Below are 16,882 nucleotides of genomic sequence, written 5' to 3' on the forward strand. Positions count from 1 at the left end.
GAGCCCGGAGAAATGCAAGGCAAAAAGAACTGGCAACTACCGTTCTGGGCAGTGCTCTTTCCCTACAACCTGTCAGTAGCCATCTGCTGGTACGTCATCTGCCGCGTATTCAACGTTCGCGCAGCGCCGCCACCGCCAGAGGCGTTCGAGGAAGCCCCCATTCAACCCAGAAAGCGAAAACGCAAATGAGCACCGGCTGAGAAAAGCTTGGGCTGCCTGCAGCAGCCCCATCACTTGAAACATTGACCCAGATCGCTAGACTTCGCCTTTACCCTGACAAAGCAGGGAAAATCTCACGGAAGAGAGCCCACAACCATGCAAGGCGATTCCATGGCAATCGATTCCGTTCTGATCCGCATCCTCCGTGCTTTCACGTCATTCAACCAGCGCCTGTTCCTGCGTCGCCTGAACAAGGAAGAGGTCAACCTCATCGACCACTACCGCACCCTGCCCGAACGCGATCGAATCGCCGTGCGGTACATGTGCACGGCAATTCACAAAACCTCAATGAAACAGCCCGACTGAAGCCAACCGGCACTCAGTCAACGCCATCCAGCCCCATCTGCCAGAAATCAGCCTCCAGCCGCGAAGCCTGGCCAAAGATCTGTGCCAGCTCCCCAAACCGCTGCTCGGTCATGCTCCGTGCCGCCAGTTCATCCAGGTGCTTGCGCGCCGCCGCGGCCACGCCCTGGTAGCCCTCGCCGGCATACTCGCCTATCCATTCCCGGTACGGGTGGTCGCTCAGATCACCAATGCGCTCCGCCAGCGTGCGGCCGATCTCGGCATAGCCGATCACGCACGGTGCCAACGCCACATGCAGTTCGAGCAGGTCACCGGCCGCGCCGCAGTCGAGCACGTAACGGGTGTACGCCACGGTCGCCTGGTGCTCGGGGGCTGCCTGGATATCGGCTTGCGACAACCCCCAACGTGCACACAGGCGCAGGTGCAGTTCGGTTTCGTCGAGAATCGCCGCCAGGCCGGCCTGGGCGGCGCGGATATCCGCCGGCAGTCGGCTCTTGTAGGCGGCCAGGGCCCAGGCGCGGGCGAACTGGATGAGAAACAGGTAGTCCTGGATGAGGTAGGTGCGAAAGGCTTGTTCCGACAAGGTGCCCTCGCCCATCTGCCGCACGAAGTCGTGATCGACGTAGCTGTTCCACTGGCCGGCAGTAGCAGCCTTCAAGCGCTCGAAAATATCCATGCTCAAGCCTCCTCGGTGTAAATGGCGTCGAAGAAGGCAAGCTCCAGTTCAACGGTCCTTGCGTAGAAATCACTGGCCAATGCGGCCTCCTGGGGGCCGACACGGTCCAGTTCGGACTTCAGGAACGCCACGAAATCACAGAATGCCGGGTTGTCGTGCAACGTAATCCATTCGGCATGGACGAAGTTGGCCGGCAACGGCTTGGGTGCCTTGAGAGCCCAGTCCAGGTAAAGGCCTTCGGCAACGTTCAGCACGGCCAGCGCGGCAGCATAGGAACGGGTGGCCGCGGCCTCGCGCATGATGGCCTTGAAACCGGCGGTAGGTGCAGTGTCTGCAGGCTCGGTGCGCTGCGCCGGGCTGACGTCCAAGGCTTCGAACGCACGCAGGAAATAGGTGTTCTCGTCGCTGGAGATCATCCCCGCGAAGCGGCCGAAACGCAGGCGGGCTTCATAGGTGTCGGCGGTGGCGATGGCGGCGCCGAGCAGGGTCAGGAAGCTGTCGAGAAAGCGGTGGTCCTGAACCAGGTAGCGGACCATGATCGGGTCGGCGACGCTGCCTGCACAGAGTTCGGTGACGAAACGGTGGCCGACGGCGGCCGACCAAGTCGGCTGGTTCTGGCGTTGCAGGGTTTCGCTGAAGCGTTCGGTCATGGTGTGGCCTCGCAGTGAGGCCGGCAAAAGGCAGGTTCGGCTGTCCCATCCCTTCGCCGGCATTATCCGGATCAGGTTCGAAGGGTCACCGCGCTGCAGCTGTCAGCGGTTTCTCAGCCCGTTGCCGGGCTCCCCTTGGTGGGCAACATGTATACAGCCCCCATCACCAATTGTCACCCACTCCATCACCAGAGTTGGGCCCCAACCCTGCCCAGTTTCGGGGGCCTAGACCCGGTCCTTGACACCCCGTTATTTAGCGCGCCTCAGGCGCCGCAAGGAGTTGTTTGACAAAGTATTACCGAAACATCTGTTGGCACAGCCGTTGCTCAGGCCATCAAAACCCGGCAATACGCCATTGATGGCCCATAGCCATTTAGCCGTGAGCGAGGCACCAGGCAATGAAAACACCTGCCGTGATCCACCCCAACAGCCACGCCTTCAAACTGTCTGCCGTGACCGCGCTGATGCTCAGCTTCGGGCTGATCTCAGCCATGGCCTCTTCGCTGGATGATGTCAGCCAGCCGCCGCCGACAGACCCCTCGCATTACGATGACCAGCCGGCAGACCCCGCCCCGTCGCTGCTCAACCTGTTCAACCTGCCTGAAGCCAACGAAGGTTCGCTGGAGCTGCAAAACGGGTTGTACGGTACTCGGCAGACCAACCGCGTCGACAACGTGCTGCCGCCCGCCCTGCAGACATCACGCAATTACCCTACCAACGGCAAGCCGAGCCCGTTGTTTGGAGCGCAGCCGTTCACCCAGCAATTGCTGCTGTTCGAGGAATTCGGCCCGGAAAAACTCGACCCCAATCTGCCGCCCCCTTCGCTGACCTTCCCGGTCCCCACTCTGGGCCCGGAACCTGCTCAAGACCCCAACGTGGTCGCCCGCAGCAGCCCCAATGGCAATGCCCTGGAGGCCTTCCTCAAGCAGCCGGGGCTGTACCCGTACCCGTCCCAGTACGCCAACACCCTCGACCGCAACCCGTGGAAGGCGCAGATCGAGCTGTTCCTGAACCGCAACTCGGTCGGCTCGCCAGCGGAAGGCCGGCCACCAGGAAAAGGCTGGTCGCACCAGCGCTGGAACGAGTTCTACCCCCAGGCAGTGTTCAAGACTGCGCAGGCAGGTGCGCGCATCAACCAGGGGCTGCGTGACCGCAAGCAACTGCACAACTATGCCGTCGGTGAGTTCGCGCCAGGCGGGCTGTACTACCAGACCTCGGACATCCCGAACACCCTCGGCACCACCAAGGGCATCGACACCCGCTTCCACCCGAACTTCCCGCTGCAGAACCACAAGTCACTGTGGACCTTCGACGGCACCTTTCCGCCGAAACTGCTGATGGTTCGCTATGGCCAACCGGTGCTGATGCGCCACTACAACGCGCTGCCGATCGACCCGGCAGCCAACGCCGGCTTCGGCTTGCACACCATTTCCACCCATGAGCATAACGGTCACTCACCGGCCGAGAGCGATGGCTTCGCCAACGCCTACTTCTTCCCTGGCCAGTACTATGACTACCGCTGGCCGATCCAGCTGGCTGGCTACGACACCATCAACACCCGTGCCGAAGACCCGCGCGCCGCATTCCCCTGCTCGCCGGGTGAAACGCTCTACGTCAACGACGCCAACCCGGGGCTGAAGACCTGCGAGAACGGCAGCATCAAGATTCGTGGCGACTGGCACGAAACCATGAGTACCCATTGGTTCCACGACCACATGATGGATTTCACGGCGCAGAACGTCTACAAGGGCAACGCCGTGATGATGAACTACTACAGCGCCATCGACCGCGGCAACGAAGCGCTGCAGGACGGTGTCAACCTGCGCTTCCCCAGCGGCTCGGCGATGCCTTGGGGTAACCGCGACTACGACGTCAACCTGGTGATCGCCGACAAAGCCTGGGATCAGAACGGTCAGCTGTGGTTCAACCCCTTCAACACCGACGGCTTCCTCGGCGACCAGGTGCTGGTCAACTGGCAGTACCAGCCCAAGCTCAAGGTCCGCGCCCGCGCCTATCGCTTCCGTATCCTCAACGGCTCGGTGTCGCGCTACTTCAAGTTTGCCGTGGTGCGTGAAATCGCCGGCAACGGTGGCGAGTTCAAGGGGCCGTCCGGTTCCAACGTGTCGTATGCCCGCGTGCCGTTCCACATGATTGGCAACGACGGTAACATCATGGAACACGCCGTGCCGTTCGACGGCACCATGGACCTCAACGGCGACGGCAAGACCGACGACAACAACGCCATCCTGCCGCTGCAAGGCATCGCCGAGCGCTACGACATCATCATCAACTTCGCCAAGAACGGGATCAAGGTCGGCGACAAGCTGTATATCGTCAACATCATGGAGCACGAAACCGGCAAGGGCCCGAAACAGCCTATCTCGCTGGCCGATGTGCTGTCCGAGAAGTACAAGGCGGTGATCCAGCAGACCAGCAGCGGGCCTGAGTGGGACAAGGGCGACCCGGTAGTCGGCAAGGTCATGCAACTGATCGTGCAGCCCTACAGCGGCCAGGACCTCAGCATGGACCCGAGCGCCTATGAACCGGCCAAGCCGGGCAAGGCCGAAGGCCTGAAGATGATCCCGCTGACCATCGACCGCACCGCCGTGGCCGACCAGGCCAAAATCAAGGCTGCCCGCCACCGCGAGTTCATCTTCGGCCGCTCCGACGGCACCGATACCAGCCCCTGGACCATCAAGACCGACGGCGGATTTGGCTACAGCATGGACCCACGGCGCATCTCCGCCGCGCCACAGCTGGCCAGCGAAGCGACCCAGGGCGGTTTCAGCGGCGACGGCACCCTGGAAGTGTGGAAGATCAAGAACGGTGGCAACGGCTGGAGCCACCCAGTGCATGTGCACTTCGAGGAAGGCGTGATCCTCAGCCGTGACGGCAAGGCACCGCCAGAGTGGGAAAAATGGGCACGCAAGGACGTCTACCGCATCGGCCCGGACGCCGACTCCTCGGGTGAAGTGGAAATGGCCATTCGCTTCCGCGAATTCGCCGGCACCTACATGGAGCACTGCCACAACACCCAGCATGAAGACTCGTCGATGCTGCTGCGCTGGGACATCGAGCACCCTGGGCAGTTCCAGGTCATGCCGACGCCGCTGCCAGGCTGGGATGGCGTGCAGTATATGGCCTCGGTAGGCCTGCCGACCTTCCGTACCGCCAGCAGCAACAACGGAGAAAATCCGGCCAACAAGCCACCCGTGGCCGTCAATGACAGCGCTGCGACCAAGGCAGGCAAGCCGATCGTGATCAACGTGCTGGCCAACGACACCGACCCGGAAGGCAACCTGCCATTGACCGTCAAGGACCTCAGCCAGCCTGATTCCGGCAAGGGCTCGGTCAGCACCGACGGCACCACCGTAACCTACACCCCGCCGGCTACGGTCGACACCCCGTTCACCGCCAGCTTCAACTACACGGCGCGTGACGCCAAGGGCGCCGAGTCGCTGACACCGGCCACGGTCAGCGTGGCAGTGAGCCCGGCGGTGAATGCCGACGAGGTCCAGGTCAGCAGCGCCGTGGTGCAGGTGCGCAGCAACAACCGCTACACCTGGGACATCTCCGGCACCACCTCGGTTGCCACCGGCAACAGCATCAGCGTGGCCGCAGCCACCACCAGTGGCCCGCTGAACCTGGGCACGGCAACGCTGACGGCGGCATCCAGCGGGGCGCGCTGGCGGTTGTCGGTGACCACCACCGGTGGCAGCCTGGCGACACCGGCGACGATCACCGTGAAGTCGGCCCTGGGGCAGAGCGTCACGGTGCCAGTCAGCGTCAAGTAATACGCGTTGCACGGGGGCCGCTCTGCGGCCCTTTCGCGGCTCACCGCAAATCAGAGGACATACATCATGGCCCTGTCATGGCGTGTTCTGCTCGCACTCACCCTGTTCGCCGCCGGTACCCACTACTGGCCGATCAAATCGGCACAATCGATGCAAACGGCCGAAGCCGCCACCCCATGGGGCGCCGACTACTTCCCCAACACCCCGCTGGTTACCCAGGACGGCAAGCCGGTGCGGTTCTTCGACGACCTGATCAAGGACAAAGTGGTGGCGATCAACTTCATCTTCACCGGCTGCTCCGACTCCTGCCCGGTGGAAACCGCCCGCCTGCGCCAGGTGCAGAAGATCCTCGGTGACCGGGTGGGCAAGGACATCTTCCTCTACTCCATCAGCATCGACCCCTACAACGACACCCCCGCCACACTCAAGCGCTATGCCGAAAAGTTCGGCATCGGCCCCGGCTGGACCCTGCTCACCGGCGAACCTGAAGACATCGAACAGCTGCGCCGGCGCCTGGGCCTGTACATCGAAGGCCTGGAGAACGGCCGTTCCAAGGACCACAACCTGAGCCTGATCATCGGCAACCAGGCCACCGGCCGCTGGATGAAGGCCTCGCCCTTCGAAAGCCCCTACATTCTCGCCGATCGCCTAGGCAACAGCCTGCACAACTGGAAACAGGCCAGTGCCATGGCCAACGACTACGCCAGCGCACCGGAAATCCGCCCGCCCAGCAGCGGCGAACAGATCTTCCGCACCCGCTGCTCCTCCTGCCACACCGTGGGCAACACCGAGCCCGGCCAGCCCGGCATCGGCCCCGACCTGCTTGGTGTGACCCAGCAACGCGACCCCAGCTGGCTGGTACGCTGGCTGAAGGAGCCGGACCAGATGCTCGCCGAGCAGGAGCCGCTGGCCACCCTGCTCTTCGAGCAGTACAACCGCCTGGCCATGCCCAACATGCGCCTGGGCGATACCGAGATCAGCGCGTTGATCACTTACCTGCAGGAGGAGACCACGCGCATACAGGCGCCCCTGGCGGATCGGGGAAAACCTTAAAGGCAATTAGCCACCAGTCATGAGGCTGTCATCTGCCTGTCGTATTTTTCGACCATCACCCAGGGTCGGGAACAACAGCAGTGATCCGTCGCTCTCTCTCCTCCGCAAGCCTCCTGCGCTTGCTGATCCTGATGCTCTGTGCAGCCACCCTGACCTTCCTCTGGGGGCTGCACGTCACCCAGAAGGCCGCCTCGCGCCAGGATGCACTGACGGCCAAGGCGGCGGAGCATCTGAACCTGGCCAGTATCGTTGCCGAAAGCCTGCGCCAGCTGGTCGACCGCGCCCAGGCCGTGGGCCGGGTAACCCAGGACGACATGAAAACCCTGCGCCAGGGCAGCCTCAGCCTGGCCAGGCTGCTGGCAGAGGACCCGGTGTTCAAGCGCATGAGCCTGTACGACCGCCAAGGCCGGCTGCTTTCCGCAAGCCACAGTGACGAGGCCGCGCAGCTGCCAGCGCAATGGCTGGATCAATTGAAGGTGCATGTCGCCCACTACGGTTTCAAACCTTTCCTGCCACGTACCGCCTTCGATACCTCGCCCCCAACCATGCCCAACTGGCGCCTGCCCTTCCTGTTGCCATTGACCGACCTGCCGGGCCGGGAGATCGACAACATCCTCGTGGTGCAGCTCGACATTGGCTACCTGGCGGTGCTGTTCCAGCACATCGATCTTGGCGACAGCGGCTTGATGCGCCTGATCCAGGACGATGGCCAGGAGCGTCTGCGCATCGATACCAGCGGCGTGGTGGTGGCAGGCGACAGCTTCGAACCGGATATGGCAGATGCCGACGCGGCGGCCGGGCAACTGACCCAGTACGCGTCCGGGGTCCCGTACCAGAGCCTGTACCGGCGGGTGCCAGAGCGTGGCTTCAGCGTGGTGGTCAGCCAGCGTTATGACGAGATTCTCGCCCCTTCCACGCTGGCCTATTCACGGCAGTTCTGGCTGAACCTGAGCATGACCCTGATGATCCTCGCCAGCCTGGCCTGGACCTTGCGCCTGCTGCGCAAGCGCCAGGAGGCGTTCAGCGCTTTGGAGCAAGCGCAGCAGGTCAACCAGCAATTGATCGACCGCCTGGAAGACGAACACCGGCGCAGCAGCCACGCCGCCGCCACCGACCACCTCAGCGGCCTGCACAACCGCCGCCAGTTCGTCGAAGTCGCAGGACAAGCACTGACCCGACAACGCGGCAAGCGCCGCCTGATGGCCATCCTGTTCATCGACATGGACCGTTTCAAGTCGATCAACGACTCGCTCGGGCACAAGATTGGCGACCTGTTGCTGCAGGCGGTGGCCGGGCGTATCCAGCGCCTGCTCGAACCCGGCGACGAGGCTTCGCGCTTCGGCGGTGACGAGTTCGTCGTGCTGCTGGCAGGCGAGCGCAGTGAGGCGCAGATCAACAGCTGGGTGCGCACGCTGGTGCAGAAGCTCTCGGCCACCTACGCCCTCGACGGCCAGGAGGTCAACACCAGCCCCAGTGTCGGGGTCAGCATCTGCCCGCGTGATGGCCAGGACATCGACAGCCTGATCCGCAGCGCCGATGCCGCCATGTACTCGGCGAAGCAGGCCGGGCGCGCCCAGTACCGCTTCTTCGACCCCTCACTCAACCTTTCCGATATCCAGGCCTTCACCCTTGAGCAGGCCTTCGGCACGGCCCTGACCGAGCGCCAGTTCGTGCTGCACTACCAGCCGCAGATCCGCCTGGATAGCCACCGTGTACTGGGCTATGAAGCCTTGGTGCGCTGGGATCACCCCGAATTCGGGCTGCTTTACCCAGACCGCTTCATCAGCCTGGCCGAACGCAGCGGTTTCATCATCGAGTTGGGTTGGGAGGTGTTGCGCCTGGCCTGCGTGGAACTGGCCCATTGGGATGCGCAAGGCCGTGAGGCACGGCTGGCGGTGAATGTCTCGGCTATGCAGTTGCGCCAGGCCGACTTCAGCACCCGCCTGCTGGCTAAGTTGCAGCTTTACGGCATCAACCCGCAGCGCCTGGAGCTGGAGATCACCGAAACGACCATCCTCGACCCGGAAGGCACCGCCGTCGATCACCTGCATCGCCTGCGGGCCGCTGGCCTGGGCATCAGCCTGGACGACTTCGGCCGCGGCTACGCCGGCTTCGCGCACCTGCAGTCGCTGCCGCTGAGCAAGCTGAAGATCGACCGCTCGCTGATCGCACCGCTGTCCAACAGCTATGACGACAGCCCGATCGTGTCCTCGACCATTATCCTGGCCAAGCGCCTGGGCCTGGAAGTGGTGGCCGAAGGCGTCGAGACCCGCGAGCAGGTGGTGTGCCTGAAGCTCGCCGGCTGCGATATCGCCCAGGGCTACCACTTCAGCCGGCCGTTGTCGCCTGCGCAGTTGCGTGAGTACCCACCCTTCAACGGTGTCGAGGAAAAGCCATGCGTGTTGTGAAGACCCTGGCCGCGCTGTTGCTGGCCAATCTGCTGGCCTCTGCCGCCGTGGCCGATTGCACGCCACGCAGCCTGCGCCTGGCGGTCATCCCGATCAAGAGCAGCGAGGACATGGTCCGCGAACACCAGCCGCTGCTGCAGCGCTTGAGCCAGGCAGCGGGTGTGCCGGTGGAGCTGGTGATTGCCGCCTCCTATGAAAGCGTGGTGGACGCCATCGTCTCCGGCGGTGCGGATATCGCCCGGCTTGGCCCAGCATCTTATGTATTGGCCAACCGTCGCGACCCCGGCATCGAACCGTTCGCGACCTTCACCTTGAGTGCTGGCCCTTACACCCCGGCCGGCAGCCATTATCAGGCGCTGCTGCTGACCCGTGCCAACAGCGTCGAAAACATCGAGCAACTGCGCGGCAAGCGCGTGGCCCTGAGCGACCCGGCCAGCACCTCGGGCAGCCTGGTGCCAAGTGTCGAGTTCCCGATCGAAGTCGGCTCGCCGTTGCCGCAATTCTTCGGCGCGCTGGTGTATGCCGGGACCCACGACAAGGCGCTGGAGGCGTTGCTCGATGGCCGGGTCGATGCCGCGTTCGTCGCCAGCGAGCGGGCCGATGCCTACCTCGCCGGGCATGCGCTGAGCCCGGCTGCACTCAAGGTGCAATGGCGCTCACAGCCGATCTACTACGACCCTTATGTGTTCAGTGCCAGCCTGTGCCCGGCGCTGAAGCAACGCATTCGCGCGGCGATGCTGGACGACCCCAAGGCCATGGCCGCCTTTGTCGCCTCCCAGGATGCCAGCGGGCTGGTGCCGGTAAGCCAGGCCGAATATGCGCCGCTGCGGCAGTTGATGGATGCTTCGTTGCCTCGCTGAGACTTTCTTCATCCTCACCGGCCTCTTCGCGGGGCAAGCCCGCTCCTACAGGAGTTATGCAATCCTTGCAGGAGCGGGCTTGCCCCGCGAATAGGCCGGGACAGGCGGAGCAATTAGCTCTATCGTGTCAAGGTCTCCCACCAACCTACCTGCCATGACCGACATCGAGCGCTACGTCCGCGCCGCCACCCGCGACAACACCCGGCGCAGCTACCAAGCCGCCATCGAACATTTCGAGGCCCATTGGGGCGGGTTCCTGCCGGCCACTGCCGACAGCATCGCCCGCTACCTGGCCGACCACGCCGAACAGCACGCAGTCAGCACCCTGCGCCAACGCCTGGCAGCACTCAGCCAGTGGCACATCAGCCAGGGCTTCCCCGACCCGACAAAGGCGCCGCTGGTGCGCCAGGTGCTGCGCGGCATCCGCACCCTGCACCCGACACCCCCCAGGCAAGCAGCCCCGCTGTTGCTGCAACACCTGCAGGCAGCCGTCGAGCGCTTCGAGGCAGAAGCCACCCAGGCCCGCACATGCCACGACCTCCCAGCCCTGCGCCGCGCTCGCCGTGATACCGCCTTGCTGTTGCTGGGCTTCTGGCGCGGCTTTCGCGGCGATGAACTGGCGCGCCTGCGCGTGGAGCACATCCAGGCCGAAGCTGGCGTCGGCATCACCCTGTTCCTGCCGCGCAGCAAGGGCGACCGTGAAGCACTGGGCGTGCAGCACCGCACCCCGGCGCTGAAGACGCTGTGCCCGGTCAATGCCTACCTGCAATGGATCGAGGTGGCGGGCATCGCCCACGGGCCGGTATTCCGCAAGCTCGACCGCTGGGGCAACCTCAGCGACCCACCACTCAACAGCAACAGCCTGGTCGGCCTGCTACGGCGCATGCTGGCACGTGCCGAGGTACCCGCCGCGCTGTACACCGGCCATTCCCTGCGCCGCGGCTTTGCCACCTGGGCAACGGCCAATGGCTGGGAGCTTAAGGCCCTGATGAGCTACGTTGGCTGGAAGGACGCCAAGTCGGCATTGCGCTATATCGACGCCGCGCAACGCTTCGGCGAGCTGGCCGTGCTACCGGCCAGTCAGGGGCAGGCGCTCATTCCTTGAAGGCATACCGGGCGATGCCACCCAGCTCCGGGCGAATCGCGTAAATGTCGCCCGCATCGGGGTAATGCCGCAGCTGCGCCGGTACCATGCCGACCCGTGTGGTTACGCAATGGCGCATTGCCAGACACGGGCGATATCACCGGCACGGTCCTGCAATAGCTGCGCGGCATTCGCGCACGCCTGCTCCAGGGTCATCGGCCCATTGGCCAAGGCAAAGGCAGCGTCGATACCGTGGGCATACAGCTGTTGGTAGCCTTCACCCAAGGTGCCCGCCAGCACCACCACCGGCACCCCATGACGTTTGGCGACCCGGGCGACACCCATCGGGGTCTTGCCGCGCAGGGTCTGGGCGTCGAAGCGCCCTTCACCGGTAATTACCAGGTCGGCGCCTTGCACCAGCGCGTCCAGGCCAGCCAGCTCCGCGACCACTTCCACGCCGGGGCGGAAGCGCGCGCCCATGAAGGCTTTGGCGGCAAAGCCCATGCCCCCGGCCGCACCGCAACCCGGGAAGTCGCGCACGTCCTTACCCAGCAGTTGCGCACAGTGGTCGGCAAAGTGGCCCAAAGCCTGGTCCAGCGCCTGCACCTGCTCGGGGTTGGCGCCCTTCTGGGGGCCGAAGATCGCCGAAGCGCCATTGGCGCCACATAGCGGGTTGTCGACATCTGCCGCCACGTCGACCTGCACCTCGGCCAGCCGTGGGTCCAGGTCACTGGCGTCGATATGGGCCAGCCGGGCCAGGGCAAGGCCACCCTCCTCCAGCGCCTGCCCGCCGGCATCCAGCAGGCGCAGGCCCAGCGCCCGCAGCATGCCGCTGCCGCCATCGTTGGTGGCGCTGCCGCCAATGGCCAGGACGATCCGTTGCGCCCCGGCCGCCAGGGCGGCGGCGATCAGCTCGCCGGTGCCCCAGGTGCTGCTGCGGCAGGCATCGCGCTGCCCGCTGGGTACCAGCTGGATGCCGCTGGCCTGGGCCATCTCGATGACTGCGGTGCGGCTTTCTGCCAGCCAGCCCCAACCGGCTTCCACGCGCTCCCCCAGCGGCCCGCGCACAGTCAGCCTGCGCAACTCGCCATGGCTGGCAGCGACAATCGCCTCCATGGTGCCTTCGCCACCATCGGCCATCGGGCATTCGACCAGCTCGGCAGCAGGCAACGCCTCGCCCAGGCCCAGGGCAATGGCACGGGCGACACCGGCAGCGTCAAGGCTGTCCTTGAACGAGTCGGGGGCGATGACGATTTTCATGGGGATTCTCCTGTCCTGATAACAGGCATGCTGACAGCTGTCTGGCGCGGCGGCCTCAGTCGGATGCACAAAAGGCCGGCGACGTTGTTTGGGCAAATGCCTTTGGCAGCGCTCAATCGGCCGGTAGCAGTTGCAGCCCCAGGTACAGGCTGAGCATGCCTTCCAGGCGCAACGGGTCCACTTCGCCCAGTTCGGCGATGCGCTCGAGGCGGTAGCGCAGGCTGTTGCGGTGGATCCCCAAGGCATCGGCACAGGCCTGGCTCTGGCCATCGTGCGCGCACCAGGCGCGCAGCGTGGTCAGCAACTGGCCGCTGGCATCGCGGGCGCGAAGGCGTAGCAACGGCTCGAGCAACTCATCCAGCGCGTCTTCATTGCGATGGCGCCAGAGCAAGGCCGGCAAGCGGTAGCGGCTTAGGCTCAGCAGCTGCTCCTTCGGCAACACCTCGCGGCCATAGGCCAGCAAGTCACGCACCCGCCGGTAGCCCCGGCGCAGCTGTTCCAGGCTCTGCGCCGCGCTGCCCAGGGCCAGGCGTTCCACCTCCCAGCCGTGGCGCCGCAGGCGCTCGATCAGGCGTGCTTCATCCAGCACCAGCCCCGCCGGCCGGCACCACAGCAGCGACTCGCGCGAAGGGCTCACGCACCAGCTTTCTGGGTAACGGCTCATCAACCAGGCCGACAGCGTCTCGGCAGGCGGCCCGGATTGCAGTTCAAACAGGCATGGCACCCGTGGCAACTGGGGCTTCAGGCCCAACTGCTGGGCCTCGTCCAGCAACCGTGGCGAATCACCGCTGCCGCCGAGCAGCAGCGCCAGCAGGTCGTCGCAACGCTGGCGCCGCCACTGCTGCTCGACCTGCAGATGGCGCTGCGCCAGGAGCATCTCGGCGGTCATGCGCACCAGCTCGCCGTAGGTGCGCAGTTGCTGGGGGTCGCCGGTCAGGCCGAGCACGCCGATCAGGCGCCCGTCGAGCATCAACGGCAGGTTGACCCCAGGCTGTACGCCCTTCAGGCACTTGGCCGCGTCCACGTCCAGTTCGACTACCCGGCCATTGGCCAACACCAGCTGCGCACCCTCGTGGCGGGTGTTGATGCGCTCCGACTCGCCACTGCCGAGAATCAGCCCCTGGCTGTCCATGACGTTGACGTTGCACGGCAGAATGGCCATCGCCCGATCGACGATATCCTGCGCCAGGTCATGGTCCAGTTCGAACATTCAAGAGTCCTTGCAGAAGGATTTTGGAGCCATCGCCCATGAGGAACGTTAGCCATATAACTATGACTCAGATGATGGCATACGGCGTTGCTCTAGACCAAGGCGGACAAAGACAGGCATTGGGCAAGTGCACCCTGTGAAGCCGACTCGCTCATCTGAAACGGGCCAACTGGAAGCTTCCTGAAGAACTACACTCGATAAGGATGAAGTGGATTCATTGGCGTCCCGCCATACTCATGGAGCGTAACGATGGCTGAACCGATACTGAGCAGCACGCCCACCATTACAGTCACCGACAACCGTGGCTTTGCTGTACGCAACGTCGCCTACCACTGCCATCCGGACGCACCGGCTACAAGGTCTGAGCAAATCAGCCACCACTTCTACAGCCCTCACGGTTTTTTGACCTGGAGCGCGGACCCGCGTCTGCATGCTACCGGGCTGACGAACTTCAACTACGAAACTGAGCTGCTCGGCAATGTCGTTCGCGCACAGGGTGTGGATAACGGGACCCTCCTGTCACTCAGCAATGTCGGCGGACAGCCGCTTTTAGCAGTCAATAATATCGGTATCTCTGACGAGGGTTTGGCAGGCGATCTGCAGGCCGTGACCCACACTTGGTATTACGAAGATAGAGGTCTGCCCGGACGCCTGTTATGCATCTGCGAACAGGCCAGCGGTGAAACTGCCAGAGACACAGAACGTTTGATCTATGGCGGGAGCACTCCAATCGAACAGGCCTTGAACCTGTGCGGGCAGAAAGTTGGCCATTTTGACCCAGCAGGATTTGTACAGACGGACAGTATCTCCCTGACGGGTGTCCCTAGTTCAGTGACCCGCCGCTTGCTTGAAGATGCCCAGAACCCTGATCGCATGGTTTTTTGGAATAACGCACTGAGTTCAGCTACGTATACCTCGCTGACCACCACAGATGTTGTCGGAGCTACGCTGATTAGTGTCGATGCCGCAGGCAATCGCCAACGCATGACATATGACTTGGCGGGCCTACCCTGCGGTAGCTCACTGACACTCCATGGCACTACGGAGCAAGTTATCGTCCAGGCCGTAACCCATTCGGCCATCGGTGCAAAGCTGCGCGAGGTGCACGGCAATGGTGTAGTGACTACCTTTCATTACCAAGCGCATACGCAACGCCTGGCTGGCAACAGAACGGAGCGCCCTGTTGGGCATGCTGCTGGCGCCTGCGTCCTGCAAGATTTGTCTTACACCTACGACCCTGTCGGTAACGTAACCAAGGTGCGCAATGATGCGCAAAAGGTCCATTTCTGGCGCAACCAGAAAGTGGTCGCAGGGAACACATACAGCTATGACAGTCTTTACCAACTGGTCAAGGCTACCGGACGGGAAATGGCAAATGCACGTTGGCATGAACGTCATTCACCCGTTCCAGCCTCTGGCTTCGACAGCAGTACCTATACAAACTATACCCGCACTTACGACTATGACGGCGCTGGCAACCTATTGCGCATGAGGCACAGTGCAGGCGCAACGGGCAATCGGTACACCACTAATATCACTTTGAGCGACCGAAGCAACCGGGGTGTGCTGAGTACACTGACGGAAGACCCCGCTGAAGTAGACCTGTTGTTCACCGCAGCCGGGCAACAGAGAACCTTGCAACCTGGCCAGCAACTGAACTGGACACTACGTGGTGAATTATCGAGCGTCGAGCCTCTCACACGCGCTGACGCAATCAACGACGGTGAGTATTACCGGTATGATGCGCAAGGCCAGCGCAGCCTGAAGATCACTCGCCAGCAGTTGAAAGACACCCGACAGACGCGGCAGGTCATCTATTTACAAGGACTCGAACTGCGGCACAGGCTCAACGATGGCAACCTCGAGGAAGCGCTGCAAGTCATAGGCATGACCGCTGCCGGCGCTGCGCATGTGCGGGTACTGCACTGGATGAGCGGTAGGCCGGAAAACATTGATAATGATCAACTGCGATACAGCTACCCTCTACTCAATGGCAGCAGTGACCTGGAACTCGATGGCGCAGGTAAAGTGATCAGCCTCGAAGAATACTATCCCTATGGCGGCACTGCCATGTTCATGGCGCGAAGCCAGGTTGAAGCAGACTACAAGGTGTTTAAATACTCAGGCAAAGAGCGAGATGCCACGGGGCTCTATTATTACGGCTTTAGGTATTACCAGCCTTGGGCGGGAAGATGGTTGAGTGCTGATCCTGCCGCTAGCATTGATGGACTCAATCTATTTAGATTCTGTCGCAATAATCCTTCTACGCTGACTGACAACGAAGGATTACAAGGGGAGGATTCGGCTTATGAATCGCTTCTGACGCTCACCCAATGGGCCTGGGAACAGCCATCACTGGACGCACGAGCAATTATAGCGCACTATCACGAGTTAAGCTCCAGCCAAGAAACAACACCGAAAATGACCCGCGAAGAATCAATTATACAAGTCAATTACATGGCGAAACTGGCGAAACAGTTCGAGTCATACCTTGACATTTACCCTCAGGCGAAACGCCATGTAAAACTTAGACAGCTGAACGCACAAAGCCATCAGCTCCAGCAGCTACCGACGCAGCGCGTATTATATTTTCGAATGATACCTAACAATGCAGAAGACCGGCCAAACAGCACAAAATCCCGCCTCAATATCTCAGTAAAGAAAGCATATATAAATGAGCTCAGCGCAGCAGTGGCAGATACCACAACAGCACTACCCCAATACGTAAGACAAAGCAAAATCGCTGCTCACGACAAGATCGGCCACGTATCTGAAAGTGCGGTACTGTACCTTCACACGCAAGACCAACAGTCAGCCAAGCTAGTAATGACATACCTGAGGTCAAGGTACGAAAAGAACCTGGCTGGCACAGGCATAGAGGTGGAGGACACCATGGCTGATCATCCGACTGTCGGGATGATGAGGCTGTTCAAGGGGGTTGATTATAGGGAGTTTTCCCCCGTAGAGAATAAACGAGGGCAGAGCAGCATTGCGGAAAGAGTGAGCGACATTATAACTTCCGCGCTTGAGCGTAAGAATTACCCAACGTCACCGTCGCCTGCGGAAGCTCTGAATTTTGCACTGGCTGCCTTCGAGCACAGCCTAGTGAATCCTGCGCTGGTCATTAAGAACCGCTCCAATCCGGCCCAACGAATAGTTAGCCATGTTCGACATTAACCTCAATAAATCGCAGCCATAGCTATCGGGCCGATCTCGTACCTGACTGTAATCCGACGGTTGGGTTGATGACTACTGGAGCGCATACACCCTCTGCCTTTGTTGGAAGGCACAGCACCATGCACGATACGCTGTGCAAAAGCACAAAGACAGGCGCACCGCCGTCCCCGAGACTCGTCAGGGCGAGC

At 62.4% G+C, this 16,882-nt stretch carries 12 protein-coding genes and 1 riboswitch; of the genes, 7 read left to right on the forward strand and 5 right to left on the reverse strand.

All coding sequences use genetic code 11. The annotated features are described in order from the left end of the window. Positions 1–330: 330 nt before the first annotated feature. Entirely contained in the window at positions 331–525 is a 195-nt protein-coding gene (locus tag ACOKS3_RS15270) for a hypothetical protein (protein ID WP_116583648.1), read from the forward strand. Positions 526–538: 13 nt separating this feature from the next. On the opposite strand, the gene tenA is transcribed toward ACOKS3_RS15270, so the two are convergent. Both tenA and ACOKS3_RS15280 read right to left on the reverse strand, forming a co-directional pair. Then, a complete protein-coding gene (tenA, locus tag ACOKS3_RS15275; RefSeq protein WP_422764271.1) occupies positions 539–1,198 on the reverse strand; it encodes a thiaminase II in 660 nt (219 codons plus the stop codon). A gap of 2 nt (positions 1,199–1,200) precedes the next feature. Continuing rightward, positions 1,201–1,848, reverse strand: a complete 648-nt coding sequence (locus tag ACOKS3_RS15280) for a TenA family protein (RefSeq protein ID WP_103447439.1) — start codon at positions 1,846–1,848, stop codon at positions 1,201–1,203. Positions 1,849–1,879: 31 nt separating this feature from the next. Further along, positions 1,880–1,994: riboswitch (TPP riboswitch) on the reverse strand. 252 nt (positions 1,995–2,246) lie between these two features. Here ACOKS3_RS15280 and ACOKS3_RS15285 point away from each other — a divergent pair. The 5 genes from ACOKS3_RS15285 to ACOKS3_RS15305 all read left to right on the forward strand — a co-directional run bounded on the left by ACOKS3_RS15285 (position 2,247) and on the right by ACOKS3_RS15305 (position 11,068). Then, on the forward strand, positions 2,247–5,642 hold the full coding sequence (locus tag ACOKS3_RS15285; RefSeq protein WP_103447440.1) for an Ig-like domain-containing protein: 3,396 nt from the start codon (positions 2,247–2,249) through the stop codon (positions 5,640–5,642). 66 nt (positions 5,643–5,708) lie between these two features. Beyond that, positions 5,709–6,695, forward strand: a complete 987-nt coding sequence (locus tag ACOKS3_RS15290) for an SCO family protein (protein WP_103447441.1) — start codon at positions 5,709–5,711, stop codon at positions 6,693–6,695. A gap of 80 nt (positions 6,696–6,775) precedes the next feature. Continuing rightward, the gene (locus ACOKS3_RS15295) at positions 6,776–9,103 is read left to right on the forward strand and encodes a putative bifunctional diguanylate cyclase/phosphodiesterase (RefSeq protein ID WP_422764270.1); all 2,328 of its coding nucleotides are present in this window, start codon (positions 6,776–6,778) and stop codon (positions 9,101–9,103) included. Next, positions 9,091–9,963, forward strand: a complete 873-nt coding sequence (locus ACOKS3_RS15300; RefSeq protein ID WP_422764269.1) for a phosphate/phosphite/phosphonate ABC transporter substrate-binding protein — start codon at positions 9,091–9,093, stop codon at positions 9,961–9,963. Before ACOKS3_RS15295 ends, ACOKS3_RS15300 begins: the two co-directional genes overlap by 13 nt. A gap of 154 nt (positions 9,964–10,117) precedes the next feature. Further along, complete coding sequence (locus ACOKS3_RS15305) at positions 10,118–11,068, forward strand: site-specific integrase (protein ID WP_422764268.1); 951 nt, start codon at positions 10,118–10,120, stop codon at positions 11,066–11,068. Here ACOKS3_RS15305 and ACOKS3_RS15310 read toward each other — a convergent pair. The 3 genes from ACOKS3_RS15310 to ACOKS3_RS15320 all read right to left on the reverse strand — a co-directional run bounded on the left by ACOKS3_RS15310 (position 11,058) and on the right by ACOKS3_RS15320 (position 13,517). After that, positions 11,058–11,186 (reverse strand): hypothetical protein, encoded by a 129-nt coding sequence (locus tag ACOKS3_RS15310; protein ID WP_422764267.1) that lies wholly within the window; start codon positions 11,184–11,186, stop codon positions 11,058–11,060. The two genes, ACOKS3_RS15305 and ACOKS3_RS15310, sit on opposite strands and share 11 nt — an antisense overlap. Next, on the reverse strand, positions 11,171–12,307 hold the full coding sequence (locus tag ACOKS3_RS15315) for a glycerate kinase (RefSeq protein WP_422764266.1): 1,137 nt from the start codon (positions 12,305–12,307) through the stop codon (positions 11,171–11,173). The genes ACOKS3_RS15310 and ACOKS3_RS15315 overlap by 16 nt, the downstream gene beginning before the upstream one ends. 112 nt (positions 12,308–12,419) lie before the next feature. Next, positions 12,420–13,517 carry a sugar diacid recognition domain-containing protein gene (locus tag ACOKS3_RS15320; protein WP_103447446.1) on the reverse strand — a complete coding sequence of 366 codons (1,098 nt, stop codon included), beginning with the start codon at positions 13,515–13,517 and terminating at the stop codon, positions 12,420–12,422. A 249-nt stretch (positions 13,518–13,766) separates the two neighbouring features. On the opposite strand from ACOKS3_RS15320, the gene ACOKS3_RS15325 reads away from it, so the two are divergent. Continuing rightward, positions 13,767–16,694, forward strand: coding sequence for an RHS repeat-associated core domain-containing protein (locus ACOKS3_RS15325; protein WP_422764265.1), 2,928 nt, complete (start codon positions 13,767–13,769; stop codon positions 16,692–16,694). The last annotated feature ends 188 nt before the right edge of the window (positions 16,695–16,882 follow it).

This window comes from Pseudomonas sp. HS6-2 (assembly GCF_049325675.2).
Lineage (GTDB): Bacteria > Pseudomonadota > Gammaproteobacteria > Pseudomonadales > Pseudomonadaceae > Aquipseudomonas > Aquipseudomonas putida_N.

What these genes read in the sequence shown, in the direction of transcription:
- ACOKS3_RS15300 (WP_422764269.1), top strand. Translation starts at nt 9,091, where the DNA reads ATGCGTGTTGTGAAGACCCTGGCCGCGCTGTTGCTGGCCAATCTGCTG.
- ACOKS3_RS15305 (WP_422764268.1), top strand. Translation starts at nt 10,118, where the DNA reads ATGACCGACATCGAGCGCTACGTCCGCGCCGCCACCCGCGACAACACC.
- ACOKS3_RS15285 (WP_103447440.1), top strand. Translation starts at nt 2,247, where the DNA reads ATGAAAACACCTGCCGTGATCCACCCCAACAGCCACGCCTTCAAACTG.
- ACOKS3_RS15315 (WP_422764266.1), bottom strand. Translation starts at nt 12,307, where the DNA reads ATGAAAATCGTCATCGCCCCCGACTCGTTCAAGGACAGCCTTGACGCT.
- ACOKS3_RS15270 (WP_116583648.1), top strand. Translation starts at nt 331, where the DNA reads ATGGCAATCGATTCCGTTCTGATCCGCATCCTCCGTGCTTTCACGTCA.
- ACOKS3_RS15280 (WP_103447439.1), bottom strand. Translation starts at nt 1,848, where the DNA reads ATGACCGAACGCTTCAGCGAAACCCTGCAACGCCAGAACCAGCCGACT.
- ACOKS3_RS15310 (WP_422764267.1), bottom strand. Translation starts at nt 11,186, where the DNA reads ATGCGCCATTGCGTAACCACACGGGTCGGCATGGTACCGGCGCAGCTG.
- ACOKS3_RS15320 (WP_103447446.1), bottom strand. Translation starts at nt 13,517, where the DNA reads ATGTTCGAACTGGACCATGACCTGGCGCAGGATATCGTCGATCGGGCG.
- tenA (WP_422764271.1), bottom strand. Translation starts at nt 1,198, where the DNA reads ATGGATATTTTCGAGCGCTTGAAGGCTGCTACTGCCGGCCAGTGGAAC.
- ACOKS3_RS15290 (WP_103447441.1), top strand. Translation starts at nt 5,709, where the DNA reads ATGGCCCTGTCATGGCGTGTTCTGCTCGCACTCACCCTGTTCGCCGCC.
- ACOKS3_RS15325 (WP_422764265.1), top strand. Translation starts at nt 13,767, where the DNA reads ATGGCTGAACCGATACTGAGCAGCACGCCCACCATTACAGTCACCGAC.